Source organism: Edaphobacter modestus (assembly GCF_004217555.1).
Taxonomy (GTDB): Bacteria; Acidobacteriota; Terriglobia; order Terriglobales; family Acidobacteriaceae; genus Edaphobacter; species Edaphobacter modestus.
In genome coordinates this window covers 5,481,829-5,507,500 of record NZ_SHKW01000001.1, presented here as the reverse complement: position 1 = coordinate 5,507,500, position 25,672 = coordinate 5,481,829, and the positions used below count along the sequence as shown (strand labels likewise).

Below are 25,672 nucleotides of genomic sequence, written 5' to 3'. Positions count from 1 at the left end.
CGCCGCATCCGTACTAACGAATTCACCACGACACGCCACTTAGCGCCTCAACCACCTCAAAGCCGTCACGTTCCGGCATACGAATGTCCAGAAACAGCAGGTCTGGCCGCAGACTTCTGGCCAATGCCAAAGCGCGCGCTCCGTCGCCGCATTCCCCCACGACATCGATATCGCTCTCTAATCTCAACAGCCTCGAGAGGGCTTTCCGGGCCAGCGGCTCGTCGTCAACGATGAGGGCGCGAATCATCGCAATGCCTCGCTCCTTATACATACGAATCGTTGCTGCGACACCGCGGGGCTGCAGTTCCCTTAGTTCCAGCGTTGCCGTAGAGCTGCTCCAGCCTTGCCCGAGTGTTCCGCAGACCCACCCCATGGCCGTTATGGTGTGATGTCGAGGAGATGCTGCTTGCGAAGTTTTCGCACCTCCAACTCAAGAAAATCGCCGTGCTATAAAGTTGAGATCTCCACGATATCCTGATCGCGATGCGCGCCGATGCCGTGATGCAGGGCGTTCTCCACCAATGGCTGAAGGATCAGACTCGGCACACGTAGTGACATCGCGTTGGCATCAGCGTTCAGACATGCCGTCAACCGATCACCGAAGCGCTGCTTTTGAATCCCGAGATAAAGGTTCAGAAACGTAAGCTCCTCCTCGAGCGGCACCTCCTGATGGCTCATGTCATCGAAGGCCACACGCTTAACCGTAAAACCACCAGCTCCGGAAACGTGACTGACTGCAACCAGCAAGGGGCATGGAGAAGTGGAAACCGCTTCGCGCTTCCCACTTCTCCACACCCCCGGACGGCGGCTATCTGAACTCAGAGATAAACGCGCTACACTAACTCCTCACCGGTACAAAACATCGGGCAAGCCAGTTGCTGCGAGATCCGAACTGGAGTGACCGGCGCCTCTTCAGTTTTTGAACGATCGAACTACGAGAAAGCGTCAAGAAATGCATTGCGAAAGATTTCAGCGCTCGCTGACGTCGCCACCATGACTTTGTTGGGGCTAGATGGATCAGCCCTTGTCCTTCCCACCTCCGGTGGTGAAGTCACAATCTGAATAGCTACGGACTGGGATTGCACAACCGACGGAGCTACTACGCTGACAGCAGCGAGCGGGTCCCAGGCAAAGTAGCTTTTATCGTTGCTCTTATAGCCAAGCCGGAGCAACTGGAAGACAACGTGACCCAGCGGGCTCGTGAACTTTTTGGCTGCATCCAGAAACGACTGATCTATAGGGACGAACTGCGTCGCGTCAAGAGGCACCATGGAGATAGGCATTCCCGATGTAAAGACAGACGAGGCTGCATCGGGGTCCTCAAATATGTTCCACTCGGCTTTCTTGTCATGATATCCGGTGACATTACCTTCGACAAAGACCGCTCCACCCATCATGATCATCTGCCCTATTCCGGAGACAGTGCGTTGATTCTGGGCAAGCGCCTCTGCCAGGTTCGTTTGGGGACCGAGGGCGAGGAGAGTATAAGGACTTGTCGAGGAGAAACGGCTAGCCAGAAACGCAACGGCATCGGATAGGTAAATTATGAGACGTCTCATTTCGTGGGCATCCTAACCATCTGGAACAGTACGGAAGGAAGGGAAGATCTCAAAGAGTGCTCTGGCCGAAAAGCCGACTTCGGGGCTGATCGGACTTTCGCGTTGGTCACTCCACCTCCATTGCGCGATCAGGGGAGTCGTAGACCTCGACGTACTGGGATATCGGCAACTTCGAATTCTGAGATTGTTTCGAATGTATGGTCCGCCACGCGACTGCAAGGGAAAAGTTTGGTCGAGAAGACAAGTCTGCGCAAATGTATTCGGCCTTTGGGTGGAGAGTAGTTCTCCTGGCCAGGATGAGTTGCGCGCGTGTCTGTCCTTTAAAACTCGTCGGTCGTTGAAGACCATTCGTAACACCAGGTTGCGGACACGCCGCTGTGACTGTGCTTTCGTCGTTACTTACCCTGTGTGCAGACTTAGGTGGAGAAACTTCAAGCCGTCGTGGTGGTGGTGTGGGAAAGTGGGAGCGCGGGCGGTTGGCCCCTGGCGATTCTTCGGAAGGTCGGCGAACTGGATGCCACAAACTGGGCTGAAATCAGCCGGACATCGTGCCCCTGCTTGTGCAGTGCCCGGCCGAGGAAGTGGGCGCCGGAGCACGCCTCCAGCCCGATCAGAGAGGTCTGCATGTTCGCGGTGTAAGCCAGCAACTGCTTCTGCGTGAACTTCTTCCGCACAAGCACCTTGCCGGCTGCGCCGAGCGCTACAAGATGAAAGGTTGTCTTGCCAAGGTCGATGCCAACTAAATGTATCTGCATGTCGATGATCTCCTTCACAGGAACTGCCAACCACGATCAACCTGCTACCCCAGGTGAATCAAGCGGCGGACCATCTCATTAACTCTATGCTCGGACCACCCCAGCTATCGCTGGTCCAACTTCGGAGTTTGCCGACAATCATCCCGTAACACCTCAAGCTTTCCTGCTCAGGGCTCAATGAAGTACGTCGGCGTTGGCACAATCGAGAGGTCCGATAGGCGTTCAATGTCCGCAGCGAGCGAGCTAACGCACGCGACAAGTTCCTTCAGAAACTAATCCGAATTCATATTGACAAACCTGTTGTTCAAGCTGTGCCTTAGGTGTGAAGTTGTCGGCGGCCCGGTCCTCCACTGATCGCTTCAATCCTCGTTCGAGAGCGGCCCCTGCTTCGCCAGCCGGTCGAACGTCGACGTATTTGCCGGCCCGCCGAACGCGCTCATGTGGCCGTAGCCGATGTCGTGGCTCATGATAAGCAACACATTGGGCGCGCCCGTTGGCGCTCTCAGCGGCTCGGCAAATCGGCTTCGAATCCTTATAGGCTACTTCGATCTTGCCCTGGAACGCTGGGTTTGGGGGCGGCAGCACGGTCCGGTCTACGGCGGCGGCCGCGCCCGGCCCGGCAGTCGTCGCCTGCCCAGACTTCTTGCAAGCCCAAATCGTCATCAACAATGCGGCCAATATTAAAGTGAAAATGCAATTCGCGAACCGCCGCACGGTCATCTCCTATCGCTGATCCAGTTTCATTTCTCCAGTTACTGCGATGGAGTTCTGTTCATATCTTCCGAGGAAACCATGAACTATGAATATCGATACAGGAGCCTTGAAGTAGCAACTAGTGGTTTTACTAGGCACAGCATACCCACCCACAGTACTCTCGTTGTTGAACAATTTCTGGGCAGTGACCAAATCTATCTCTTCAATTCAATTCTCCCGATATGAACTGCACACCTATGCCGGCTCTTTCTCTGGACGATGAACCTGATTGCGAGGATCTTTCATTTATGCTCCTGACGCAGCTACGGCTGCACAGTTAGATGGACAATGCTAAGTTTGCTCGAAACCACTTCGCGGGGCACTCGGGATTATTTCCGGTTTTGACCGTGGCTCGGGCAGAACCCCCAGCGGAAGACTGCCATCGCAAACGGGGCATTCCAAATTCGGTCGTGATCTAAGACCGATGCGATGTAGCGGTTAGTCCCCATCGCTTGGATACGGGACTGACTTGGCAACACCTGTCACTTGGGACAGTTGCAGCGAATGAATCTCTTCCTCTACTATTGTTCCCGATCGGACTCAGCTTTCGAACGGCCCCCGCATGTTGATCGCTTTCTGTCGTAAGGAGACGAAAGTATGTCGTTCAGAATGGGTCTCGCTGTTGTCGCGTTCTGCTCTTCTACTCCTGACGCCAGCCGTGCTGTCGGTTGGTATTCAGGCGCAGCAAGTTCCAATCCCGACAAAGCTTGCCCAAGTTCCTCGCCCGTTCCCGGCAATACGATGTGTATCTGTTCTGGTTAGCAATGAAGGGAGACTATCATGAACCGGACGTTTCGGATTTACCCAACGATTCTCGGAATCGCACTTCTGATTTGCAGTGCCGCGATTGCACAAGATGTGAAGTATAACTTCATGCCTGGCACTAATTTCGCAAAGTACCACACTTACAAGTGGATCAGCATAGAGGGTGGCGCACACCCTAACCAAATCATGGACGCCGAAATAAGGCAGGCTGTCGATGCGCAGCTGGCTACGAAGGGCCTAACCAAGTCAAGCGACAACAAAGCTGATCTCAACGTCGGTTATCAGATTGCGGTCGATCAGGAAAAGCAGTGGAATGCCTATGGAATGGGTGGCGTTCGTTGGGGCGGCGGCGGCATGGCTACAGCAACGCAATCGACGATCAACATTGGATCCTTGGTGCTTGATATGTATGACCCTGACACAAAGCAACTCGTTTGGACCGGAACTGCCACGAAGACGATTGATCCTAGCAACAACCAGGAGAAAAATCAGAAAAATCTGGATAAGTCGATGGAGAAGCTTCTGAAGCACTATCCGCCAAAGTAACAGCCCGGCTGAATGCAGGACCGGGGCGCAGAGGAAAACTTCGGACTCCGACGTGACTCAGCAACCACGAGGAGATGGCATTTGCCGGCATTCCCGGTGGGCCGAAACATGTCTCCGCAGAGACAGATCGACGGGAGTGATCACCAATGGTTTGAAGATCGAGGTTAACCCTGCACCCTGCTAGTCTTCATCGACGATGCTACAAGCCGTCTGATGCAGCTGCGGTTTGTTCTCAGTGAAAGCACCGAATCCTGCTTTGAATCTTTGCACGGATACCTTGTGACGTATGGCGCTCCTGTCGCTTTCTACTCGGATAAGCACACCGTATTCCGTGTCAATCGGGAGGCTAAAGGCGGTCCTGGTATGACTCAGTTTGGGCGTGCCCTTGCAGAGCTGAACATCGAGATCTTATGTGCCAACTCCATTCAGTCTAAGGGACGGGTGGAGCGTGTCAATCGTGCGTTGCAGGGTCGACTTGTCAAAGAACTGCGGTTGGCTGGAATCATGACGTCGCTGCCGGCAATGCGTTTCTACCGGAGTTCATGAAGCACTCGTGGAATGAGGCATGGTATACGGTGGGAATTCTATGGCCGGTAAGGCGCGTTGCCATGGTTAGACGTATTACCGGCGAGAGCATTGCACTACGTGTACTCCGACAGACTGGAATGCCGCCGGAGTGACATTGCACTTTTACCTCCGGAACAAGCCATGACCCGGTCACTATTAAATTCATTTCGCAAATCCCAGTATTTTTGCTAACAGGATTTGTATATTAAAAACTAAAAAATCTTCTGCTGGCTTCGGGCTGTTCTTCGCAGTCGCATTCGACGGGGAGAACCAAAAATGGGAACATCATCTGGATCGAAACGCCTGGAATCGGACCGAATAGCCAAAGCCGAGTGAGTTATCGGTCGTTGTGGCGGAAAGGCCGAAGCTGCAATGAAAGTCGAGTTGTTGATGGGGTGTAGGTTTGTACGCCATCCAAAAGTCGATCATGTTTTGTGGACTGCCCCGGTTGGGGGAAAGCACCTGAATACTCGACCCATGCGTCCCAGGTCGATTTTGATCCGACGGTCAAAGTACACACTGGACTAGGCGGTCAGATTTTCGCCGCGGTCTCCCGCTTGGCCACATCAGCGAGAACATTCCTGCCACCGTCCAGTTCTTTGACAGCGTCCGGGACCACGGTAGTTGAATGGAGCCCGAAAAACTCCGCTGTGCGGGCCGGATTTCGACGATGCTAGAAGCCGTCTGATGCAGCTGCAGTTTGTGACGGCCCTAGGTCCCTGCGATGCCTTTGTTCTGGAGGATTCTGACGACTACGCGGCGGTTCTGAGCTTGGCCTTCCGCTGTTTTGTCGGAATCTACCTGGGAGGAAGTACCCATGGCACCGGGGGCGAGCATGTTGGTGAGGGGAATACTGCCATCCTGCTCGAGAATCTCAGTGACGGCGTTTGCGCGCTCGCTGCTGAGTCGCTGGTTGAGGGCGGCGCTGCCGACCGTAGAGGCGTATCCCTGCACCTGCAGGATGTAGGCCGTGATTGCCTTCGCCTGCTGTGCCAGCTGCAGGAGCTTTGCCTTGTCTGCGCTGTCGACGGTGGTTTTGCCGTTGGCAAAGTAGACGGTGGCCTCGCCCAGGATGTTGTAATCACCAAGCTCGCCGAAGCGTTTGTTGGCGGCGGCGATTGCGGCTTTGTTGGCGGCAATCTTCTTCTGCTCGGCCGTGAGCTGGGCTTGTTGGGCCTGAAGAGCAGCCTTTTGCTGGTCGACCTGCTGCTGGGTTTGCTGAAGTTGCTGTGTGGTGGGCTTGAGGCCTGCCTGCGCGTCCATGGCGGCTTTGAGGTCGGAGCCTTTGAACTTGACGCTGTCGGCGGCGAGCTGGTTCTGGGCGTTCATGCTTCCGCTGACGTCAACAGGAAGACCGGGGATGAGAGAGGTCATCGGCATGTCTTTCTTGCGTCCGTGGAAGACGCCTTCAACCTCCTGCACATTAGTCGTGTCGGAGAGGAGAACCGTGGTGTCGGGGGAGTCGACTACCTTGATGGACATGGTGGCGCCGGTTCGTCCGTCGATGATTCCTTTGATCTGGGTGGATTGAGCGATGGCCGGGGAATTGGTTAGAAGGAAGGTTGTTATGAGGAGGCTGGGGAGCGTCAGGGACCCGGCGAGACGTGGCTTGCACATGGTCGTTACCTCGATTGCCCATAAGTGTACCGCAATGGCGAGATGGTGGCGGTTGCTGTGCGAAATGTCAGTGGAAGTGTGGCGGGATAAGCTATTTTCCGTGGGTGGGCCAAATCTTTGAACGGAGGGGATAAGGAGCGATACGAAGAAAGATGGCTCTGTTGCATTAACTGGCGCAGAGGCAACTCGCTCGTACCGATGTTGCAGATCAGGCAACAACATCGAACCGCTTGTTGATGAATTGAATTTCGCCGGCGACCTTAGGGTTGCAGAGAAGGCGATGGCGGCGGATCATACGCATAACCTCAAATCCTTGGGCTCTGTTGCACTAACTCTGTTGGTCGCAGTTCGTCCGTTGTACAGTTTGCATCAGACAGCGATAACGAAGATGTCGAACAGCTTGTTTACGAAGCGCACCTCGTCTTTGACATGCGGCTTACACGTGAGGCAATGTCCTCGGCGGATCATCCGCATCACCTCGAACCTCTTCATCGTAGCGGCGGACGTCTTCATTGTCTGAAAGCCTCGCATGGGGCGAATGACTCGCTTCAGTGCACCATGGTCCGCTTCAGATGTTGTTTAGATATTTCGACGTGCGTTGCTTCGTGTCCTGTGGCAACTTGCCTTCGGCTGCAGCCGGCCAATCGCTTTGGGATAGGAGCCAGCTTATGCCACCGAAATATTCGGCATCCTGCCGTTTCAGCGTGTAGCAGGTCGCGCAGAGGCCCAAGGCGAGGATCTTCTCGTTCCCGCAAGGACAGCAAATTGTGGTCTGGATCCCCCTTCTTCAAAGCCCTATTCCTTCGTCGTCAGCTTGGAGTCATTTTCGCGGATGAACGCCTTGATCTCCGGCGCACACGCCAGGATGCGCAGCCATTGTTCTTTGTAGAGTGTGACCGGAAACCGGCCCATGCCGTACAGAGAGAGCCCGCCTTTCTCGCTCACCTTCAATGTGAGGCCGCCCTTGTCTTTGCTCTTGAGCTGGGCATTCTCAGCCCGCAGGCGCTCCAACTCCGCTTGCATCTCCGATTCACTCATCGCTTCCCTCCTCCAATTCCCTGCATACAATTCATTTTGCGAGCTTCCCAGCCCGGCGCTTTTTGACCGGAACATACCGATATAGCGTATCTCGGCTGATGCCGAACTCACGAGCAAGCGCAGCCTTCGAGTTACCATCGGCAACTCGCCGTCGCAACTCGGCCGCCCGCGCGGGTGTCAGAGACGGCTTCCTGCCGCGGTACTTCCCTTCCAGCCTTGCGATCGCAATTCCCTCACGCTGACGCTCGCGGCTCATCGAAGATATCGGCACATGGCTTGAAAAGCTTGCCCGCGCTGGCCCGGCTACAAGCACCATCGCACCGGCTAAGACAATGCCGACGCGCACCTCAAAGCCCTTCTCCTGCACCACGAGACGACGCTTCCCGTCACGAAAGGGCGCCTCGACCTGGGAACCTGGCAGCGCATCTTTTACGCCGAGTTCGACGGCCAGCGCTCCAAGCGGGTCATCGTGAAGCTTCTCGGTCTCGCAAAAGAATGATGTCCACGCGCCGGTTCTGGCTCCGTCCCTCGACGGTAGCGTTCGAAGCGACGGGATGATACTCCGCATAACCGGAGGCAGAGACATTTGCCGGGCGAATCGATCCGCGCTCCAGCAGCAGACGAGCGATCGCACTGGCCCGCGCCGTCGAAAGCTCCCAGTTTGAAGAAAATTGCGCTGTGTGGATCGGCATATTGTCCGTGTGCCCTTCCACACGCAGCGGAGCATTGGGAATCGTTTCAGCCAGCTTCGTCAGGATAGGGATCGATTCGTTACGCACCTCCGCTGAACCGGAGGCGAAGAAGCCGATCTCATGCAAGGAGATCGCCAGACCTTCAGGAACCACCCGCGTGGTCACGCTGCCAGCCGGAAGCCGCGCTCCCGCCTCCTTGATCAGCCGCGTCAGTCTATCCTCCATCTCCCGCTCGGGCGTCAACTGCCCTATCTGTGGAAACGGCATCGCCAGCGCCGCAGGCCGGGTTACGGTTGCGGCGCTCGGTGCCTGCTCCAGCGGAGGCGTCTTCGCATGTGCCTCAAAGCTTCCCAGCGGTGTAAACGCGGTCTGCATCGCGGCCGCCACCTGCGCTTGCTTCTTCCTGTCCGACTGGCTCGAGGCGAACAGCACTACGAAGAACGCAAACAAAAGCGTGATGAAGTCGGCATAGGAGACCAGCCAGCGCTCATGATTCACATGCTCATGTTTCTTCTTGCGGCTCACGCTGCAGCCTCCGCCGTGTGCTCGATCGTCTTGCCGTCGGCCAGGAAGGTGCGCAGCTTCGTCTCCATCATGCGCGGATTCATACCTTCAAGAATGGAGATGACGCCTTCGAGGACCATCTCCTTGGCCATCTGCTCCTCGCGGTGTCGGATCTTCAGCTTGCCCGCTACCGGAAGGAAGACAAGGTTCGCCAGCGCCACCCCGTAGATCGTCGCAACGAACGCAACCGCGATGCCGCGACCTACCTCGGTGATGTTGTCCAGGTGCTGCATGACCTGGATCAACCCAAGCACAGCCCCGATGATGCCAACCGTGGGCGAGTAGCCGCCCGCCGCCTCGAAGACCTGGGGAATCTTCTCCTCCATCTCCGACTTGTTGTCCAGCTCCATCTGCATGATCTTGCGAACCTCGTTGGGCTCCGTTCCATCGATCGCCAGCATCAGCGCCTGGCGAAAGAACGGATCCTTGATCGAGCCAAGATCCTGGTCGAGAGAGACAATCCCGCTCTTGCGTGCCTTGTTGGCGAACTGAACCAGCTGCCGCAGGAACTCCTCGTTATCGCCTCCGCCTGAGATGAAGATCCTCATCATTCGCTTGAGCGCGGCAAGAAAGATGTTTAGCGGGAACTGCAGCATCACCGCTCCCATCGTTCCCCCGATCACGATCAGGGCCGCTGTAGGCTGAGCGATCTGGCCAATGCTTCCACCCTCAATCATCATGCCGGCCAGGATGCCGAGGATCGCGACTAAGATGCCACCAATGCTGGCGATGTCCATAAACTTCCTCTTCCAAAATGGAATCTGTCTGCAGTTCAGCTTGTGGATTTGTCGGATTCGGAGACGAGTTCCTGCACGGTCCGGGCGTTCTTTGCCGCCAGAGCCATATCCGCATCCGGCCACGCTGAGCGAAGCACAGAGGCGCGATATTCCATGGTCCTGCGCATAACCTCGCTGCGCGGCTCCAGAACCACAAGCTTCTCTCCGGTCACCAGCGTCAGGACCGTGTCCGGGGCTGAGTCCGCATATTTAATGAGGTCGCAGTTAATGCTGAGGCGACTGCCGTTCAGGCGAGTCAGTTCAATCATGGCAACACTTCCTCTCTGTCCTTTCATCGGCGGATGCCCCCCGGGCAATAGATCCGATCGCTCGTAACCTCCTCAGGCCTTCCGCGGAAAGAAACGGCTCAAGTCCCGGCACCCCGCGCCGATGAGGTGGGGGAACGCAACGCCTTTCGTAAGGTCAGACGGATCGAAGGTTCTCTACCAAGATCCGGATCACCCGGGACAGGCAGTGCGGTAACTCAAATTGAGTGATTAAGAGGAGCGTTCCCCCATGTCCTTGGGTGTATTGAACAACATCTCAGCCATTTACGCGCAGAACAACCTCAACCAGACCCAGGCGAGCCTGCAGAACACCCTCACGCAGCTCTCCTCGGGTTCGCGCATCAACAGCGGCGCCGACGATGCGGCCGGCCTGGCTCTGGCCGACGGCCTCCACGCCAACGTCGCCGCTCTCACCCAATCGGCACAGAACGCCAGCGCCGGCGTCGGCATGCTGCAGACCGCCGACGGTGCCCTGGCCCAGGTCACCAACCTGCTCAACCGCGCTGTTACGCTCGCCACCGAGGCGGCGAACGGCACGCTGAACACCAGCCAGGTCAGCTCCGCCGATCAGGAGTACCAGAACATCCTGACCGAGATCGGCAACATCGGATCGACGACGAACTACAACGGCAACCAGGTCTTCTCCGCGACCGCCGTCAACGTATTCGTCAGCGATGGAACCTCAACGGGCGCGAGCACCTTCGCACAGACCGTCGGTGTCCTCACCACAGGCAGCGTTGGAACCACCTCTGGCGGCGGAGCCGGCGCTGATCTTACGACCAATGCAACGCTGGACGCCACCACGGCAACGAGCATCCTGACCACGCTGACCGACGCCGTTGCGGACGTCGCCTATCAGCGCGGCACTCTCGGCGCCAACATCAACCAGCTCAATGCGGCCGCGAACGTTGCGAACACGCAGTCGGTCAACCTGTCCTCGGCGGAGAACAACATCCGCGCAACCGACTACGGCCAGGCGACCAGCGACATGGCCAAGTTCCAGGTCCTCACCCAAACCGGCATCGCGGCTCTCTCCCAGGCCAACGCCGTCCAGCAGGACGTCCTCAAGCTGCTCCAGTAAACCCTTGAACAGGTCAGCGGCAGGCAGCGAAAGCTGTTTGCCGCCCTTGTTCTTTTTGCGAATTCGCACAGGACAGAAATTCTTATTAATAGCGCCTAATTCTTGAACAGAGATTTAGGCCTTCCAGTTGCACATGTCAGCATCGCAGGCTGCGTTTCAGGAGAACGAGATGGGTACAGTTGGAATCAACTTCGGTCCAATCAACAGCGGCCAGGGTTTCGATGTCGCTTCCACGGTAACCCAGATTCTCGCGGCCCAACAGGCCGTCGAAGATCCCTGGAAGACCCAGTTATCCAACCTGCAGGCGCAGGACACCGCGCTCAGCAAATTCGGCACGGACCTCTCGACCCTTTCCACTGCGCTCCAGTCCCTCACCGATTTCAGCGGCACCTTCGTCTCGAAGCAGGGTTCGAGCTCTGATACCGATGTCGTGGCGCTCAGCTCGGCCAGCAATCTTGCCGTGGCCGGAAGCCACACCATTGTCGTCAACAAACTCGCTCAGACCTCGTCGCAGTACTCCGACAAGATCACGAACGCAAGCGATACCCTCAGCGGGTCGCTGAGCTTCACCATCAACGGACAGAGCCAGCAGCTCGACTTCAGTGGCAAGACGCTCACACAACTCGCAGCCTCGATCAACGGAGCCTCCATGGGGGTCTCCGCATCTGTGATCACCGATACGACAGGCTCACGCCTCTCTCTCGTGAGCAGTACGAGCGGAGCAGCCGGAGAGATCACGATGAACGCCTTGTCCTCTCTGAGCGATGATGCCACTGGAAACACCATCGCATTTCAGGTGGGCATGCACGGGCAAGATGCGAGCCTCACGGTCGATGGCCTCGACACAACGAGCGCATCGAACACGGTCACCGGCCTCATTCCCGGCGTCACCTTCCAGATTCTCTCCAAATCCGACCCTGACAATCCTGTGCAGGTGCAGATTACCAACGACAACACCTCCATCGAGCAGGCGATGGCCAGCTTTGTGACTGCCTACAACGCGGTGGTTGACGACATCAAGGACCAGGAGGGAAAAGACTCCAGCGGCAATCCGGAGCCTCTCTATGGCGATCCCACGGTCGCCCGGATTCAGAATCAGCTCACGCAAGGGCTGCTGTCGGGTGCCCCCAGCGGTTCCATCAAAAGCCTGTCCCAGTTCGGCATCTCCGTGGACCAGCTCGGCCATCTCAACATTGATGGCGGCACACTGGACAATTCACTCAATACGAACTTCGCCGACATACAGGGATTTTTTCAGAACGCAAACAGCTTCGGGCAGAACTTCACCTCGACCCTGAACGGCCTGAGCGGCACCTCGACCAAAGGCGCAATCTCTCTCGCGCTCAAGCAGAACTCCGCCCAGGAAGCCACTCTGAATCAAAACATCAGCGATCAGGAGGCTCGAATCGCCGACAACAAGAGCCGGCTCACCGACGAGTTGAACCTTGCCAACCAGATCCTGCAGTCGCTTCCCGACCAGGTGAACGAGATCAAGCAGCTCTACAGCGCAATCACCGGCTTTAACACCGGCCAGTAACGAAGAGGAGAGCGATGGAACCGAACTATCAACAGCAGACGCTGATGGGCGCAACCGGAATGGAGCTCGTCCTTGCCCTTTATGACGGCGCAATCCGCTTCCTGTATCGCGCGGCGCAGTGCATCGAAGAGCAGGATGTGCGTGGCCGTCGCATCGCGGTCAGCCGCGCGCTCGATATTCTGATGTATCTGCAGGCACGGCTTCGGCCCGACCTGGGCGGAAGCACGGCGCAGTCTCTCTCCGATTTCTACGCCGCCATGTTCACCCTGACGCTCGAGGCTTCACACTACGAGTCCATCGAACAGTTCCACGAGATCATCGCCTCCATCCGCAATGTTCGCGAGGCCTGGGTCGTCGTGGCGCGTAACCCGGACGCTAGCCGCGTATTACCGCGCGAGCTGCGTACGAAGGAAGAACTATTCTCTGCGCCTCCTCCCTCCTCCCTCAACGAGGAGGCTGTGTCTTCCCGCTGGTCCGCATAGCCCCGGCTGCTAAACTGTACCTGTTGGTGTAACGGTTTCCCCGCGAATCCGTCTCAACAGATACAGCATGAAGCACTCGCTTTCGAGTCTCGTTGCGGTCCTCTGCCTGCTGGCGTTCTTCGTCAGCTCGGCAGCCTGCTTTGCCGCGCCTCTGCCCCAGCAGGCAAACGAGATTCACATGCACAGTATGAGCGCGCCCGGCCATGCCTGCTGCCCGAACCACTCGCCCGCCGATACGCAGGTGTCGAACGCATGCTGCACCGTGCACCACCAGCCCGCCTCGGCCACCTTCGCTTCGGAGTCGCAGCAGCCAGGCCTTCCCTCTCTCATTGCATCTGCTCTTCCATCGCTCACCCGCCTGACAGCACATGCTTTTGCGAACGTGAGAATCGCACCGCAGCAGCATCCCCCTCTCATCGCCCTTCGAATCTGATTCCGACTCTTCCCTAAGGTCTGCCTGCGTCCGTAAGCGCCCCAGTTGCATGCGCTTCCCAGCAGGCACATTGTTCTCGCCTTATCCCTCAGGAGAAATAGAGTCGTGACCCCGCGTATTTCGCGTAGCCTGCTACGCACTCTCGCACCCGTTTTTCTGTTCTCAAGCCTCGCCACGATGGCTCAGCAGCCGTCCGAGATGCCCGAGATGCCGATGTCCCAGATGGATCGGCAGCAAAACATGAATTCCATGCCGCAGATGCCGGGAATGATGATGCAACCCACCAACCTCATCCAGGCACAGTTGAATCATCTTTCCTCCGGCACCACTGTCGAACCGCCGTCGACCCCGATGTACATGATGATGGGCCATCGCGGTGCATGGTTGTGGATGCTGCATGGCGAAGCCTTCGTCACCGACATCCAGCAGCTGGCCTCGCAGACACCTCAGGGTCGTCGTGGCGGAGACAAACTCTTCTCTGCCAACTGGATCATGCCGATGGCCATGCGGCGCCTCGGTCCCGGCCAGCTCACGCTGCGTGCGATGTTCTCACTCGAGCCCGCGACCATGACGGATCGCCAGTATCCGCTCCTCTTCCAGCAGGGCGAGACCGCCTTCGGCAAACCCATCGTCGACGGACAGCACCCTCACAACTTGTTCATGGAGGTCGCCGCTCTCTACGACATCCGTCTCAGCGAACGCACTCTTTTGAGCTTCTACGCCGCTCCCATCGGCGATCCCGCCATCGGCCCCACTGCATACCCGCATCGCATGTCGGCCTCTGAAAATCCAATCGCGGCACTTGGACACCATCAGGAGGATTCCACCCACATCGCCTACAACGTCCTGACCACCGGCCTCACCTGGCGGTGGTTCCGCATCGAAGGCTCTGGCTTCCACGGCGGCGAACCCTCCGAAGGCCGCTGGCAGTTCCAGCCCTCGTCGAACGGTCTCGCCATCGACAGCTACTCCACTCGCCTGACCGTCTCGCCGACAGCCAATTGGAGCGGCCAGTACTCTACTGGACGCATTACCAGCCCCGAGGCGCTCTACCCTCACGAAGATCAGCTCCGTCAAACCGCCTCCATCATGTACAACCATCCCTTCGGAGACCGCGACGCCAACGGCCTCACCGCCGGCAACTGGTCGAACACGCTCCTCTGGGGACGCACACGCTCGATTGCTGCCGGACACGACGAGCACAAGGTCAACAGCTATCTCGCCGAATCGCTGCTCAAGTTCGCGCGCCGCAACTACGTCTGGACTCGCATCGAGAATGCCGGGCGAACCAGTGAGCTGCTGCTGCCCCCAGGCAGTCCTCTCCCCGCTGGCTTCGAAGAGGATCCCATCGGACACGTCCAGGCCTACAGCTTCGGCTACGATCGCGACTTTCGTCTGAGCCGTCACCTCACGGCCGCCCCTGGAGCCCAGTTCACCACCTACACCACCCCCGAGACGCTGCGATCCACCTACGGCGATCGTCCCTGGGGCGTGGCAGCCTTCGTACGCTTCAGAATTGCGAGGTAGGCGGCTATCGAGTCGAATGCTTGAATAGAGAGATGACTCTCTACGTAGCCACCTCCAACCCGGGCAAGCTCCGCGACTTCTCCGCTGCAGCGGCAGAGGTCGCGGGCACAAACGTCAGACTTGAGACGCTGCCCGGCCTGGCCACGATCCCTTCGCCTCCCGAAGACGAGCCGACCTTCTCTGGCAACGCCTGCGCCAAGGCGGCCTATTACTCGCTTCAATCTCCCGGCCTGATAGTCGTGGCAGATGACTCCGGGCTTGAAGTCGATGCGCTGGACGGCGCGCCCGGAGTGCGTTCCGCACGTTATGCCGAAGATGCAGGCTTCGCGCAGGACGAATCGCTCCCCCTTGACGAGCGTAATAACCGATGCCTCCTCGAATCGCTCAAAGGCGCCTCCGAAGCCGATCGTCGGGGCCGCTATCACTGTGTCCTCGCCGCCGCGCGCGACGGGGAGATCATCGCCGTCGCAGATGGCACCGTCGAAGGAACCATCCTCACCGCTCAGCGTGGAAGATCCGGCTTTGGGTATGATCCCCTCTTCTTCCTACCCGAACTCGGCAAGACCATGGCCGAGCTCGAACCCGCCACAAAGCTCTCTTTCAGTCATCGCGGACGCGCTCTTCGGAGACTGCTCCAAACGCTCTCGTAGAAAAGAAATATAGGACCCAAAGAATCGTAATTTCACGTCGTCCGCTTAATCGCACAAACTTCACGGTAATCGCACGAAAACCCGTTGATTCCTTGACTCTGCCTTAACCGGAGCGGAATAATCAGCCTGCTGCAGAAATCCACGCGCAGCGCACTCCCAACGATCTTCAAGGAGTTCCGCCATGGCAACCGCCGCACCGCCAGCCCCACCTGCCACTCCGTCTCTTCGCGGCGTGCAACCGCTCCGCGCTGGCGAAGGGCATTCGTTCTTCTGGCGCAGGCTGCACTCGCTCACCGGCATCGTTCCCATCGGCGCCTTCCTGGTCGAGCACATCATCTCGAACTTCGAGGCGATCAACGGTCCCCTTGCCTATGCGCAACAGGTGAAGTTCCTCAACAGCCTGCCTTTAGTGCGTCTGCTTGAATGGGCCTTCATCTTCATCCCCCTCGCCTATCACGCCGGATACGGCGTCTTCATCGCCGTGCGCGGACGTTCAAACGTCAACGTCTATCCCTGGGCTGGCAATTGGATGTATCTGTCCCAACGCGTCACCGGCATCATCGCGCTTCTCTATATAGCGCAGCATGTCTGGCGGCAGCGCTTCAGCGGAGTCATGCTCCCCGAGCATCCCGGCGCGGCCTTCGCGAAGGTCCAGCACGAACTCGCAAACCCCTGGATGCTCGCCATTTACATCATCGCCATGGTCGCCACCACGTGGCACTTCGCCTATGGCGTCTGGCTCTTCGCCGCCAAGTGGGGCATCACCCCCGGCGACAAGGCTCGCAAGCGCTTCGGCTACGTCTGCGCCGCCGTCGGCGCGGGACTCTGCCTGATGGGCTTCGTCAGCATCTGGGCCTTCGTAGGACCGAAGTATGCCAATGCGCCAGAAGATGTCATGCCGCCGCAACCTCCCGGAGTAACCATGCCGGCCCCCGAAAATCCTGTTCCCGGCTCGACCAATCCCGAGCCCTCCAGCCTGCAACGCTAGGAAAGGTTACAAAAACGACATGGCAGCAGCAACTCCCAGAATCATCGTCGTAGGCGGCGGTCTCGCCGGCCTCGCCGCCGTCATCAAGATCGCCGAGGCGGGCGGCAACGTCGACCTCTTCTCCATCGTCCCCGTCAAGCGCTCGCACTCCGTCTGCGCCCAGGGCGGCATCAACGCAGCCAAGAACCTCAAGGGCGAGGGCGACGATGTCTTCAAGCACTTCGACGACACCATCTACGGCGGCGACTTCCTCGCCAACCAGACCCCCGTCAAGCAGATGACCGCGCAGGGCCCCGCCATCATCGACCTGCTCGACCGCATGGGCGTGCCCTTCAACCGCACCCCCGAAGGCCTGCTCGACTTCCGCCGTTTCGGCGGTACCCTCTACCACCGCACCGCCTTCGCCGGAGCCACCACAGGCCAGCAGCTTCTCTACGCGCTCGACGAGCAGGTTCGCCGCTACGAGTCCGAGGGCAAGGTCAAGAAGTACGAAGGCTGGGAGTTCCTCTCCGCCGTGCTCGACTCCAAGGGCGCCTGCCGCGGAATCTCCGCGATGGACCTCCGCACCATGGAACTTCGCACCTTCCCCGCCGACGCCATCATCGTCTGCACGGGCGGCAACGGAGCCATCTTCGGCAAATCTACGAACTCCGTGGTGTGCACCGGCTCCGCGCAGTCGGCCCTCTACCAGCAAGGCGCCTACTACGCCAACGGCGAGTTCATCCAGGTTCACCCCACCGCGATCCCGGGCGAAGATAAGCTCCGTCTGATGTCTGAGTCGGCCCGCGGCGAAGGCGGTCGCGTCTGGGTTCCCAAAGACAAGAACGACAAACGCGCCGCCCAGTCGATCCCCGAATCCGATCGCTGGTACTTTCTCGAGGAGTGGTACCCCAAGTACGGCAACCTCGTCCCACGCGACGTCGCCACCCGCGCCATCTTCAAGGTCGTCTACGAGCACGGCATGGGAATCGACGGTCAGCCCATGGTCTACCTCGACGTCTCCCACCTCGCGCCGGAGCGGCAGCACAAGCTCGAAGGCATTCTCGAGATCTACGAGAAGTTCGTCGGTGACGATCCTCGCAAAGTCCCCATGAAGATCTTCCCCGGCATGCACTACACCATGGGCGGCCTGTGGGTTGACTTCGACCAGCAGACCAATATCCCCGGCGTCTTCGCCGCGGGCGAGGCCGACTATTCCATCCACGGAGCCAACCGGCTCGGAGCCAACTCGCTCCTCTCCTGCATCTACGGAGGTTTCGTCGCCGGCCCTCAGGCCATGCAATATGCCAAGTCGCTCGCAGCGCCAGAGGGCGACGGCGGCCACGCGGCCGAGCTGCAGCGCCAGAAGGAGTACAACAACATCCTTCTCAACAATCCCGGCACCGAGAACCCCTTCAAGATCTGGCGCGAACTTGGCGAGACCATGACCAAGCACGCCACCATCATCCGGTACAACGCCGGTCTTGAAGAGGCCGACGCCAAGATCGTCGAGCTGCAGGCGCGTTATCGCAACATCAACCTGAGCGACAAGAGCCAGTGGGCCAACACCAGCTTCGCCTTTGCCCGCCAGCTCTACAACATGCTCGAGCTCGCCCGCGTTATCGTTCAGGGAGCACGTCTCCGCGACGAATCCCGCGGAGCTCACTACAAGCCTGACTTCCCTGAGCGCAACGACGAAAAGTTCCTGAAGACCACCAAAGCCAGCTTCGTCAACGACGCGCCTAAATTTGAGTTTGAGGACGTAGACATCAGCCACATCAAGCCTCGCCCGCGCCGTTACGACGCCACGGCCTGATCCTGAAGAAGAGAGGTCAGCATGAGCCTCACAAAACTCGTCATCGCCGCGGCAGGAGTCGCAATTCCTGCCGCCCGTGCCTGTCACTTCCTGCCCTGCCGGGCGGGACGAACCGCGAACTGCTCCTGACAACGCCTTGAACGTGCCTTATCTGGTCAAAAACAGTACCACCAGACTTATGCAGCCAGGTACCCTTACAACTCGCTTGCGCCATCTAACCGGGCATGACAGAGACAGTCTCCAACTACTTTGTCTTCCTGGTGCTTCCGACGATCTTTATCGCGGTCTGGAGTTACATCCTTCTGTACAACAGGCGCGTAAAGAAGAGAATCAAGCAGATCGAAGCCTCAGGAAGACATCTCACCAGCGAGGAAGAGGGAATTTCTCTCGTGACACTGGAAAAAGAACGTACCGGCAGAATAGGCGGTATTTCCTAGTTCACGACGCAGTCTCCTTCTCCCGCCTGCGGGAAAGTTCTGTCTCTCTCTACGAGTCCGCTATCTCACCGCCCCACATAGTTTCTGATCGGTATCTCCCCATCTCTCGCATGAGGATGGGTTCTTTATGAGCCGTCAGAACAACTTCGACATTATCCGCCTGCTCCTGGCTGCGGTTGTCGTTTTTTTTCACGTCGGATACATCAGCGGAGCACCTGCCTTCGAGGCTTTTCCGCGTTACTTCAGCGGTCATCTCGCGGTTGAGGGTTTTTTTGCCATCTCCGGCTTTTTGATCTTTGCCAGCTACGAGCGCTCGTCCTCGCTTCACGACTACTTCATCAAGCGGGCGGCGCGCATCCTTCCCGGATATTGGCTCGCGACGGTATTCTGCCTCTTTGTCGCCTTCTTCTACGGCAGCTTTCATGTCGCTCGCTTTCTGTTTGCAAACCTCACGTTTGCCAACTTCCTCGCCGGCTCAATTCCCGGTGTCTTCGCCTCGAATCCGTTCGACGGGATGAATGGAGCCCTCTGGACCATCAAGATCGAGGTCATGTTCTACATCCTCGTCCCGGTCATCGTCTGGCTCTGCCGTCGGCTCAACCGCGACGCCGTTCTATGGACTTTGTTCGTCCTATCGATCGTTTATCGCGTCGCAATGGCCGATCACAATACATTCGCGCTCCAGCTTCCGGGCCAGCTCTCCTTCTTCATGATCGGCGCGCTCATCCACTACCACCTTCGGTGGTTTGAGACCTATGGCAAGTGGCTTACCGTAGCCGCCGCGCTTCTGTACATCGGCCATCTGGCCACGGGATGGTTCGCCCTTCGTCCCGCGGGCGTCGCCACCCTCACCCTCAGCGCCTCGCTGCTCTTCCCCACAGTCAAAGGCCCCACGCGCTGGGGAGATTTTTCCTATGGGATCTACGTTCTCCATTGGCCCATCATTCAGCTCTTTGTCACCACGGGACTCTACCATACCCGCCCGTGGGTTGCGCTCGTCCTCACCCTCATCACGATTGCCATCGCCGCCGTTCTGTCCTGGTTCTTCGTAGAAAAGCCCTCTCTAGCTCTTGCTCATTCGCGGCGAATTAAAAACCGCTATCCCGCCGTTACCCCCAGCTAAGGAAATCGATCATGCCCAGCACAATCAAAGTCGAGATCAAGCGACAAGCCAACCCCGATGCCCCAGCCGTAACCGAGAAGTTCGAGATCCCCCATCGTCCGGGGATGAATATCACCTCGCTGCTCGGAGAGATTGCACTCAATCCCGTCGATATCACCGGCAAGGCCACTACGCCCGTCACCTACGACTCGAACTGCCTCGAGGAGATCTGCGGCTCCTGCGCCATGCTCATCAACGGCAAAGCTCGCATGGCCTGCTCCGCCCTGGTCGACAAGCTGATGGGCTCCGATATGGCCCAGCCCATCACGCTGGCACCGCTCTCGAAGTTTCCTGTCGTGCGCGATCTCGCCGTCGACCGCTCCGTCCTCTTCGAAAACCTCAAGAAGGTCAAGGCCTGGGTTCCCATCGACGGAACCTACGACCTCGGTGCGGGCCCCCGTCAGTTCCCGCAGGTGCAGGAGCAGCGCTATCCGCTCTCCAACTGCATCTCCTGCTGCTGCTGCATGGAGGTATGCCCCCAGTTCAACGACGTCACCAACTTCGTCGGAGCTGCAACCATCGCTCAGGCCAAGCTCTTCAACATGGACCCCTCCGGCGCAGTCCTCTCCGAAGATCGTCTTCGCGCTCTCGCGGGAGACGGCGGCATCCAGGAGTGCGGCTTCGCGCAGAACTGCGTCCAGGCCTGCCCCAAGGAACTCCCTCTCACCGAGGCCATCAGCGACATGGGCCGCGACGTATTCATCCAGCAGGTCAAAGATATCTTCACCCGCTAATCAGGCTCACCAGGCAATACAAATCGGTCGGGTGTCCCATCATCGCCGCTTTATCGCGATCCGTTGGACACCCGTCTTGACTTTGCAGCTGGCTTCCGATTAGACCGCTACCGCACCCAACGAAAAGCACGCCTTTTATTCCTTCCACGTGAACTTCCGCGCCCGGGAATTTGAATTTTCTGCATTTCAGAGACGGTCCCTACACATGCAGGCACCAAAGAGGTTAAGCTCCCCACAGGAGAAATAAACATGATCCAGCTCGCAGATGCTCGCCGTATCATCGCCGCCGCCGAAAAGAAAGCCGCTGAAATCGGCCAGCCCATGAACATTGCTGTGGCCGATGCCGGTGGAAACCTCGTCGCCCACGTCCGCATGGACAACGCATGGATCGGCTCCATCGACATCTCCATCAAGAAGGCCTGGACCTCGCGCGCCTTCGATATCACCACCAAAGATCTTGCGGCAAACTCGCAGTCGGGCGACCAGTTCTTCGGAATTCACGCGTCCAACGATGGCAAAGTGATGATCTTCGCCGGTGGCATTCCTCTCAAGAAGGACGGAAAGGTTGTCGGGGGGATCGGAGTCAGTGGGGGCTCCGGCGAGCAGGATCACGCCGTAGCCGAGGCAGGCACAGCCGCATTCTGATCTTGCATCAAAGCGGCAAGAAAAAGAGTGGCTCCCGAAATCGGGAGCCACTCTTTCTTGTTAGGAGGACAAGTACGTTTCGTTTCACTCACTACTTCTAAAGGTCGGTTTCCCTTACCTTGTCTCCGCCTGCCTATTTCGTGAACATCGTATTTCCATGCGTCTTGTTCTCGTTGCTGTGGATGCGATTCTGGGCGCGCTTGGCGCTCTGCATCGCTTCATCATCTGCTCTCTGCTGGGCTGTCTTGCCGACCTCAGTCGCGCTGGCGTTCTGTTCAATCGCTTCGTGTGCCGGCCGTGCTCCTGTCTTGGTCGAGTTCAGTCCTTGTGCTATGATTCAACCTCTCTGCATGGAGAGATGACCCTGCCTCGTATGCGGTTGCCGTCCTCGAGTGTTGCTACAATCGCTCATAGCCTATGAGCTTTCGCGTCCCCACTCAAACAAATGAAAAGCAGCGTTTTATGCGCATCATTGCGTTATCCGCCTGCACTCTTTTGCCGAGCGTCGGACCTTTTTCACACGCCCAGGCAACCAGCCGGGCCCACAAGGAAACAATGAGCGCAACCCAGAATCCTGTCGTGGTTCACAACTCTTCCATCGTCATCGACACCCACGCCGACACGCCGCAGCGTTTCGTTGATGAGCACTGGAACTTCACCGATCCCTTGAACGGCGGCATGCTCAACTACGACAGCGCAAAGAAGGGCAACCTCGACGCGCAGTTCTTCTCCATCTGGGTTGACCCCAGCCAGTATCCCGCCAACGCCTCAGCCCGCCGTACCCTCGACCTCATCGACGGCACACTTGAGCAGGTTCGTCGCGCTCCCGATAAACTCGCCCTCTGCGTCACTGCCGACCAGATCCTCGCCGCGCACAAGCAGGGAAAGTTCGCCGTCCTGATGGGAATCGAAGGCGGTCACTCCATCGAGAACTCTCTCGGTCTGCTGCGCGACTATTACCGCCTCGGCGTCCGCTATATGACCCTCACCTGGTCCAACACCAATGACTGGGCCGACTCTTCCGGCGACATCGACGATCCCACCATCCTCCATCACAACGGCCTCACTCCCTTCGGCAAGCAGGTCGTCGCCGAGATGAACCGCCTCGGCATGCTGGTCGACATCTCCCACGTCTCCGACAAGACCTTCTGGGACGTCATCGAGACCACGAAAGCCCCCGTCATCGCCTCGCACTCCTCCGCCCGCGCCCTCACCAACGCACAGCGCAACATGACCGACGAGATGCTGCGCGCCGTCGCCAAAAACAACGGGGTCGTCATGGTCAACTTCTTCCCCGCTTTCATCGACGAGCAGTGGCGACAGGCATGGAACGCATCGAAACCCGAACGCGAAAAAGAACAGGAAGCCCTCGAGGCCGAATACAAAGCCAAAGGTCTGCCTGTGCCTTTTGTGGCCTCCGACAAGATCGACCGCAAGTACGCCGCACAGATCGGACGGGCACCGTTCGATTCGCTGATAGCCCACTTCGATCACGTCATCAAAGTGGCCGGGATCAACCACGTCGGCATCGGCACCGACTTCGACGGCATCCCCGTCCCCCCCGAGGGAATCGACTCCGCCGCCGATCTGCCGAAGATCACCGCCGCGCTGATGGCACGAGGCTACACTGCCGACGACATGCACAAGCTCTTAGGGGGCAACCTTCTGCGCGTCTTCCGCGACGTACAGGCCGCACAGCAGAAGCCACCTGTCATCGCACCCGGACAAGGCCAATAGGAATCGCGGCTGAAGGAAGATCGTTTCTTAAAATCATTTCGCCGGCTCCGAGAAACCGGAACCGGCGAAACTTTACCAGTTCAAATTGGTTCTTACGTCCTCTCGTGCATAAGTCCTGAAGAGACGCCTACCCCTTGACCGCAAAAATCCCTAGCTTATGAATCTGGACCGGCCCGTCCAGCAGTTCGTCTGCTTTGGCCATCAGTGCCTTCGCGATCGGCCCATTCAAATGAGCGTCCCGCCCGGCCTCGTCATTGAAGGTATCGAAGATCGCGCAGCGGCCCTCACCTTCGTCAATGGCATACCAGGTCACTGTACCCGGCTCCTGTGCGGCCATCTGCGCACCCTGCTTCAAAAACTCTTTCAACTCCGCCTCTTTCCCTGGCTTCGGTTTCAACGGAACGTAAAGTGCAAGCGTCGGCATCGTAAATCTCCTTTCACCGTTGGATGCCCAACAACTCCGGCAGTCACGCCTTGTCCTCGGAATCCGCATCACACTTGTGTAAATATTTGTGAAGCAGATCGAGGTGCAATGTGATTCAAAGGATCTTCCGGCGCAGGCATCATCCCAACGTCTTTCGCGGAGTCGTCACCGGCATCACCGCAGGCATCGCCGCCACCCTCATCATGGACCAGTTCCTGAAGCTGACCTCGGCTGGCCAGAAAGCCGCCGAAAAGCAGGTGCGGCTCGCACATCACGAATCCAAAGAGGCCATCGAGCGCGACCAGCGGCAAAAGGAAGAAGAAGCCGCACAGCAGGAAGGCTCCACCGAAAAAGTCGCCCGCAAAATTGCCTCGGTCGCGGGCAAAGAGCTTCCGCAGCAGGACAAGAAAAAAGCAGGCCAGGCCGTCCACTACGCCTTTGGAACCCTCATGGGCGCGGTTTACGGTGTCACCGCCGAGCTCGTCCCCGAGGTCACGACCGGCGGAGGCACGGCCTATGGCACGCTTCTCTTCCTCGCCGCAGACGAAGTCGCCGTTCCGGCATTCCAGCTCTCCCCATCTCCCGCCCAAACACCCGCTCCCGATCACCTTCAGCACTGGGCCGCACATGTCGTCTATGGCGGGTCTCTGGAACTCGTACGCAGCCTTCTCCGCCGCTTCATGTAGCGGTGCGGAATTGCTCCATCGGAGCGTCTGCGATAGCCTGTTCCATGGAGTTAAGCTACGCATGACGTTTCGTCTTCTCGCACTTGCCCTGGCCCTCGGCAGTGGCTCGGCCATGGCCCAGTCTCAGCCCGCGTCACCTACGTCGCCCGTTCCCCAGTCTCCGACACCGCAGACCCAGCCAGCTCCGGCGCCCTCCTCGGACGCGCTACCCGACGCTCCCAGCACCACCAGCCAGGCCAAAGCGCCCGTAACGCCGACAGGGCCTACCGCAGTCATCGACACCAGCATGGGCCGGCTCACCTGCAAACTCTACGACCAGCAGGCTCCCGTCACCGTCGCAAACTTCATCGGTCTCTCCGATGGCTCCAAAGATTGGACCGACCCCAAGACCCTCCAGAAGGTCCATGGCCAGCCCTTCTATAACGGCACCACCTTCCACCGAGTCATCCCCGGCTTCATGATTCAGGGCGGCGACAAGCTCGGCGATGGACGTGGCGACCCCGGCTATCTCTTCAAAGACGAGTTCGACCCGACCTTGACCTTCGACGAGCCCGGCCGTCTCGCCATGGCGAACTCCGGTCCCAGCACTAACGGCTCGCAGTTCTTCATCACTGAAGAGCCCGTCCCGCAGCTCGACGGCAAACACACCATCTTCGGACAGTGCGACGCTCACACCGTCCTGCTCGTCGCCTCCATCGCCCGCGTCGAGCGCAATCAGGACGACAAGCCCAACACGCCCGTCGTTATCAACAAGATCACCATCGTCCGCGACGGCCAGCCCATGCCTCCCGAGCCCGCGCTTCCTGCTCCCGCACCGGCCGCTCCCGCCCCGCCGCCGCAATAATTCTTTGCCCTTCACCCTGTTCGAAGGGCCTCACTCACAACGTTCGATCTTCAAAGGAGAAAACATGGCAAGAAAGCCAGGAACCTACGCAATCTTCAACACGTCTGAAGGAACCATCGTCACCGAGCTCTTCGAGAAGGACGCCCCCGAGACCGTCGCGAACTTCATCGGCCTCGCCGAAGGAACCAAGCCGTGGGAGAGCCGCAGCAAGAAGGGCGACAAACTCTACGACGGAACCGTCTTCCACCGCGTCATTCCCGAGTTCATGATCCAGGCCGGCGATCCCGAAGGCACCGGCATGGGCGGCCCCGGCTACAAGTTCGCCGACGAGACCCGCGGCTCGAAGCACGGCTTCCAGGAGAAGGGCAAGCTCGCCATGGCCAACGCCGGCCCCAACACCAACGGCAGCCAGTTCTTCATCACCGTAGCCCCCACCAGCTGGCTCACCGGAAAACACACCATCTTCGGTGAAGTCGTCGAAGGCTATGACATCGTCGAGAAGATCTCCAAGGTCTCCCGCGACGGCATGGACCGCCCCAAAACCCCCGTCGTCCTCGAGTCCGTCACTATCGAGCGCGTAGCGTAAGCTAC

Annotated in this window: 28 protein-coding genes and 3 pseudogenes; 19 read left to right on the top strand and 12 right to left on the bottom strand. The window is 58.5% G+C overall.

Annotated elements, in window-relative coordinates; translation table 11 throughout:
- Positions 1-22 precede the first annotated feature (22 nt).
- The 4 genes and pseudogenes from BDD14_RS23205 to BDD14_RS23190 all read right to left on the bottom strand — a co-directional run.
- Complete coding sequence (locus tag BDD14_RS23205) at positions 23-247, bottom strand: LytR/AlgR family response regulator transcription factor (protein ID WP_130421653.1); 225 nt, start codon at positions 245-247, stop codon at positions 23-25.
- A 200-nt stretch (positions 248-447) separates the two neighbouring features.
- The gene (locus tag BDD14_RS23200) at positions 448-693 is read right to left on the bottom strand and encodes a histidine kinase (RefSeq protein WP_130421651.1); all 246 of its coding nucleotides are present in this window, start codon (positions 691-693) and stop codon (positions 448-450) included.
- Positions 694-932: 239 nt separating this feature from the next.
- A complete protein-coding gene (locus BDD14_RS23195; protein ID WP_130421649.1) occupies positions 933-1,559 on the bottom strand; it encodes a nucleoside hydrolase in 627 nt (208 codons plus the stop codon).
- A gap of 518 nt (positions 1,560-2,077) precedes the next feature.
- Positions 2,078-2,314: pseudogene (locus BDD14_RS23190) on the bottom strand (IS110 family transposase); the annotation flags it as partial.
- A gap of 1,533 nt (positions 2,315-3,847) precedes the next feature.
- Between BDD14_RS23190 and BDD14_RS23180 the strand changes: the two are divergent.
- Both BDD14_RS23180 and BDD14_RS23175 read left to right on the top strand, forming a co-directional pair.
- The gene (locus BDD14_RS23180; protein ID WP_130421645.1) at positions 3,848-4,378 is read left to right on the top strand and encodes a DUF4136 domain-containing protein; all 531 of its coding nucleotides are present in this window, start codon (positions 3,848-3,850) and stop codon (positions 4,376-4,378) included.
- A gap of 123 nt (positions 4,379-4,501) precedes the next feature.
- Positions 4,502-4,929, top strand: a pseudogene (locus BDD14_RS23175) (transposase family protein); the annotation flags it as partial.
- A 727-nt stretch (positions 4,930-5,656) separates the two neighbouring features.
- On the opposite strand, the gene BDD14_RS23165 reads toward BDD14_RS23175, so the two are convergent.
- From BDD14_RS23165 to BDD14_RS33195, 4 genes and pseudogenes are all read right to left on the bottom strand, one after another.
- Positions 5,657-6,562 carry an OmpA family protein gene (locus BDD14_RS23165; RefSeq protein WP_130421643.1) on the bottom strand — a complete coding sequence of 302 codons (906 nt, stop codon included), beginning with the start codon at positions 6,560-6,562 and terminating at the stop codon, positions 5,657-5,659.
- A 369-nt stretch (positions 6,563-6,931) separates the two neighbouring features.
- Positions 6,932-7,120 (bottom strand): annotated as a pseudogene (locus BDD14_RS23160) (IS6 family transposase); the annotation flags it as partial.
- A gap of 237 nt (positions 7,121-7,357) precedes the next feature.
- A complete protein-coding gene (locus BDD14_RS23150) occupies positions 7,358-7,600 on the bottom strand; it encodes a hypothetical protein (RefSeq protein WP_130421639.1) in 243 nt (80 codons plus the stop codon).
- A 31-nt stretch (positions 7,601-7,631) separates the two neighbouring features.
- On the bottom strand, positions 7,632-7,970 hold the full coding sequence (locus BDD14_RS33195; RefSeq protein ID WP_242618147.1) for a helix-turn-helix domain-containing protein: 339 nt from the start codon (positions 7,968-7,970) through the stop codon (positions 7,632-7,634).
- Here BDD14_RS33195 and BDD14_RS34645 point away from each other — a divergent pair.
- Complete coding sequence (locus tag BDD14_RS34645; RefSeq protein ID WP_242618274.1) at positions 7,962-8,099, top strand: YjbQ family protein; 138 nt, start codon at positions 7,962-7,964, stop codon at positions 8,097-8,099. The genes BDD14_RS33195 and BDD14_RS34645 overlap by 9 nt on opposite strands.
- Here the strand turns inward: BDD14_RS34645 and BDD14_RS23140 are convergent.
- From BDD14_RS23140 to BDD14_RS23130, 3 genes are read right to left on the bottom strand one after another with little or no spacing between them, the layout of a single operon-like run.
- On the bottom strand, positions 8,065-8,817 hold the full coding sequence (locus BDD14_RS23140; RefSeq protein WP_242618146.1) for a flagellar motor protein MotB: 753 nt from the start codon (positions 8,815-8,817) through the stop codon (positions 8,065-8,067). The genes BDD14_RS34645 and BDD14_RS23140 overlap by 35 nt on opposite strands.
- A complete protein-coding gene (locus BDD14_RS23135; RefSeq protein ID WP_130421635.1) occupies positions 8,814-9,593 on the bottom strand; it encodes a flagellar motor protein in 780 nt (259 codons plus the stop codon). The genes BDD14_RS23140 and BDD14_RS23135 overlap by 4 nt, the downstream gene beginning before the upstream one ends.
- Before the next feature lie 35 nt (positions 9,594-9,628).
- Positions 9,629-9,901, bottom strand: a complete 273-nt coding sequence (locus BDD14_RS23130) for a flagellar FlbD family protein (RefSeq protein WP_130421633.1) — start codon at positions 9,899-9,901, stop codon at positions 9,629-9,631.
- A 247-nt stretch (positions 9,902-10,148) separates the two neighbouring features.
- Between BDD14_RS23130 and BDD14_RS23125 the strand changes: the two genes are divergently transcribed.
- The 13 genes from BDD14_RS23125 (at position 10,149) to BDD14_RS23060 (ending at position 23,127) form a co-directional block, all read left to right on the top strand.
- Positions 10,149-11,000 carry a flagellin gene (locus tag BDD14_RS23125; RefSeq protein WP_130421631.1) on the top strand — a complete coding sequence of 284 codons (852 nt, stop codon included), beginning with the start codon at positions 10,149-10,151 and terminating at the stop codon, positions 10,998-11,000.
- A 169-nt stretch (positions 11,001-11,169) separates the two neighbouring features.
- Positions 11,170-12,537, top strand: a complete 1,368-nt coding sequence (fliD, locus tag BDD14_RS23120) for a flagellar filament capping protein FliD (protein WP_130421629.1) — start codon at positions 11,170-11,172, stop codon at positions 12,535-12,537.
- A 14-nt stretch (positions 12,538-12,551) separates the two neighbouring features.
- Positions 12,552-13,019, top strand: a complete 468-nt coding sequence (fliS, locus tag BDD14_RS23115) for a flagellar export chaperone FliS (RefSeq protein WP_130421627.1) — start codon at positions 12,552-12,554, stop codon at positions 13,017-13,019.
- A 67-nt stretch (positions 13,020-13,086) separates the two neighbouring features.
- Positions 13,087-13,452 carry a hypothetical protein gene (locus BDD14_RS23110; protein WP_130421626.1) on the top strand — a complete coding sequence of 122 codons (366 nt, stop codon included), beginning with the start codon at positions 13,087-13,089 and terminating at the stop codon, positions 13,450-13,452.
- A gap of 105 nt (positions 13,453-13,557) precedes the next feature.
- Positions 13,558-14,979, top strand: a complete 1,422-nt coding sequence (locus tag BDD14_RS23105) for a hypothetical protein (RefSeq protein WP_242618145.1) — start codon at positions 13,558-13,560, stop codon at positions 14,977-14,979.
- A gap of 32 nt (positions 14,980-15,011) precedes the next feature.
- A complete protein-coding gene (locus BDD14_RS23100) occupies positions 15,012-15,629 on the top strand; it encodes a non-canonical purine NTP pyrophosphatase (RefSeq protein WP_130421624.1) in 618 nt (205 codons plus the stop codon).
- A gap of 181 nt (positions 15,630-15,810) precedes the next feature.
- Positions 15,811-16,617, top strand: coding sequence for a succinate dehydrogenase cytochrome b558 subunit (locus BDD14_RS23095; protein ID WP_130421622.1), 807 nt, complete (start codon positions 15,811-15,813; stop codon positions 16,615-16,617).
- A 19-nt stretch (positions 16,618-16,636) separates the two neighbouring features.
- A complete protein-coding gene (gene sdhA, locus BDD14_RS23090) occupies positions 16,637-18,412 on the top strand; it encodes a succinate dehydrogenase flavoprotein subunit (protein WP_130421620.1) in 1,776 nt (591 codons plus the stop codon).
- Between the two features lie 224 nt (positions 18,413-18,636).
- Positions 18,637-18,849 (top strand): hypothetical protein, encoded by a 213-nt coding sequence (locus BDD14_RS23085; RefSeq protein WP_130421618.1) that lies wholly within the window; start codon positions 18,637-18,639, stop codon positions 18,847-18,849.
- Positions 18,850-18,976: 127 nt separating this feature from the next.
- Positions 18,977-19,972, top strand: a complete 996-nt coding sequence (locus BDD14_RS23080) for an acyltransferase family protein (RefSeq protein ID WP_130421616.1) — start codon at positions 18,977-18,979, stop codon at positions 19,970-19,972.
- 11 nt (positions 19,973-19,983) lie between these two features.
- Positions 19,984-20,745, top strand: coding sequence for a succinate dehydrogenase iron-sulfur subunit (sdhB, locus tag BDD14_RS23075; protein ID WP_130421614.1), 762 nt, complete (start codon positions 19,984-19,986; stop codon positions 20,743-20,745).
- Between the two features lie 249 nt (positions 20,746-20,994).
- The gene (locus BDD14_RS23070; protein WP_130421612.1) at positions 20,995-21,390 is read left to right on the top strand and encodes a GlcG/HbpS family heme-binding protein; all 396 of its coding nucleotides are present in this window, start codon (positions 20,995-20,997) and stop codon (positions 21,388-21,390) included.
- A 555-nt stretch (positions 21,391-21,945) separates the two neighbouring features.
- On the top strand, positions 21,946-23,127 hold the full coding sequence (locus tag BDD14_RS23060; RefSeq protein ID WP_130421610.1) for a dipeptidase: 1,182 nt from the start codon (positions 21,946-21,948) through the stop codon (positions 23,125-23,127).
- Positions 23,128-23,254: 127 nt separating this feature from the next.
- Here the strand turns inward: BDD14_RS23060 and BDD14_RS23055 are convergent, their stop codons facing one another.
- Complete coding sequence (locus tag BDD14_RS23055) at positions 23,255-23,551, bottom strand: putative quinol monooxygenase (RefSeq protein ID WP_130421608.1); 297 nt, start codon at positions 23,549-23,551, stop codon at positions 23,255-23,257.
- A 110-nt stretch (positions 23,552-23,661) separates the two neighbouring features.
- On the opposite strand from BDD14_RS23055, the gene BDD14_RS23050 reads away from it, so the two are divergent.
- The 3 genes from BDD14_RS23050 to BDD14_RS23040 all read left to right on the top strand — a co-directional run bounded on the left by BDD14_RS23050 (position 23,662) and on the right by BDD14_RS23040 (position 25,667).
- Entirely contained in the window at positions 23,662-24,237 is a 576-nt protein-coding gene (locus BDD14_RS23050) for a DUF1440 domain-containing protein (protein WP_130421606.1), read from the top strand.
- Positions 24,238-24,298: 61 nt separating this feature from the next.
- Positions 24,299-25,081 carry a peptidylprolyl isomerase gene (locus tag BDD14_RS23045; protein WP_130421604.1) on the top strand — a complete coding sequence of 261 codons (783 nt, stop codon included), beginning with the start codon at positions 24,299-24,301 and terminating at the stop codon, positions 25,079-25,081.
- Positions 25,082-25,145: 64 nt separating this feature from the next.
- Positions 25,146-25,667: a peptidylprolyl isomerase gene (locus BDD14_RS23040; RefSeq protein ID WP_130421602.1), complete on the top strand. Its 522-nt coding sequence runs from the start codon at positions 25,146-25,148 to the stop codon at positions 25,665-25,667.
- The last annotated feature ends 5 nt before the right edge of the window (positions 25,668-25,672 follow it).

Coding starts and splice junctions, on each gene's coding strand:
- BDD14_RS23130 (WP_130421633.1), bottom strand. CDS start 9,901: ATGATTGAACTGACTCGCCTGAACGGCAGTCGCCTCAGCATTAACTGC.
- BDD14_RS23150 (WP_130421639.1), bottom strand. CDS start 7,600: ATGAGTGAATCGGAGATGCAAGCGGAGTTGGAGCGCCTGCGGGCTGAG.
- fliS (WP_130421627.1), top strand. CDS start 12,552: ATGGAACCGAACTATCAACAGCAGACGCTGATGGGCGCAACCGGAATG.
- BDD14_RS23195 (WP_130421649.1), bottom strand. CDS start 1,559: ATGAGACGTCTCATAATTTACCTATCCGATGCCGTTGCGTTTCTGGCT.
- BDD14_RS23125 (WP_130421631.1), top strand. CDS start 10,149: ATGTCCTTGGGTGTATTGAACAACATCTCAGCCATTTACGCGCAGAAC.
- fliD (WP_130421629.1), top strand. CDS start 11,170: ATGGGTACAGTTGGAATCAACTTCGGTCCAATCAACAGCGGCCAGGGT.
- BDD14_RS23070 (WP_130421612.1), top strand. CDS start 20,995: ATGATCCAGCTCGCAGATGCTCGCCGTATCATCGCCGCCGCCGAAAAG.
- BDD14_RS23060 (WP_130421610.1), top strand. CDS start 21,946: ATGAGCGCAACCCAGAATCCTGTCGTGGTTCACAACTCTTCCATCGTC.
- BDD14_RS23110 (WP_130421626.1), top strand. CDS start 13,087: ATGAAGCACTCGCTTTCGAGTCTCGTTGCGGTCCTCTGCCTGCTGGCG.
- sdhB (WP_130421614.1), top strand. CDS start 19,984: ATGCCCAGCACAATCAAAGTCGAGATCAAGCGACAAGCCAACCCCGAT.
- sdhA (WP_130421620.1), top strand. CDS start 16,637: ATGGCAGCAGCAACTCCCAGAATCATCGTCGTAGGCGGCGGTCTCGCC.
- BDD14_RS23080 (WP_130421616.1), top strand. CDS start 18,977: ATGAGCCGTCAGAACAACTTCGACATTATCCGCCTGCTCCTGGCTGCG.
- BDD14_RS23040 (WP_130421602.1), top strand. CDS start 25,146: ATGGCAAGAAAGCCAGGAACCTACGCAATCTTCAACACGTCTGAAGGA.
- BDD14_RS23135 (WP_130421635.1), bottom strand. CDS start 9,593: ATGGACATCGCCAGCATTGGTGGCATCTTAGTCGCGATCCTCGGCATC.
- BDD14_RS23100 (WP_130421624.1), top strand. CDS start 15,012: ATGACTCTCTACGTAGCCACCTCCAACCCGGGCAAGCTCCGCGACTTC.
- BDD14_RS23085 (WP_130421618.1), top strand. CDS start 18,637: ATGACAGAGACAGTCTCCAACTACTTTGTCTTCCTGGTGCTTCCGACG.
- BDD14_RS23055 (WP_130421608.1), bottom strand. CDS start 23,551: ATGCCGACGCTTGCACTTTACGTTCCGTTGAAACCGAAGCCAGGGAAA.
- BDD14_RS23095 (WP_130421622.1), top strand. CDS start 15,811: ATGGCAACCGCCGCACCGCCAGCCCCACCTGCCACTCCGTCTCTTCGC.
- BDD14_RS23180 (WP_130421645.1), top strand. CDS start 3,848: ATGAACCGGACGTTTCGGATTTACCCAACGATTCTCGGAATCGCACTT.
- BDD14_RS23045 (WP_130421604.1), top strand. CDS start 24,299: ATGACGTTTCGTCTTCTCGCACTTGCCCTGGCCCTCGGCAGTGGCTCG.
- BDD14_RS23205 (WP_130421653.1), bottom strand. CDS start 247: ATGATTCGCGCCCTCATCGTTGACGACGAGCCGCTGGCCCGGAAAGCC.
- BDD14_RS23165 (WP_130421643.1), bottom strand. CDS start 6,562: ATGTGCAAGCCACGTCTCGCCGGGTCCCTGACGCTCCCCAGCCTCCTC.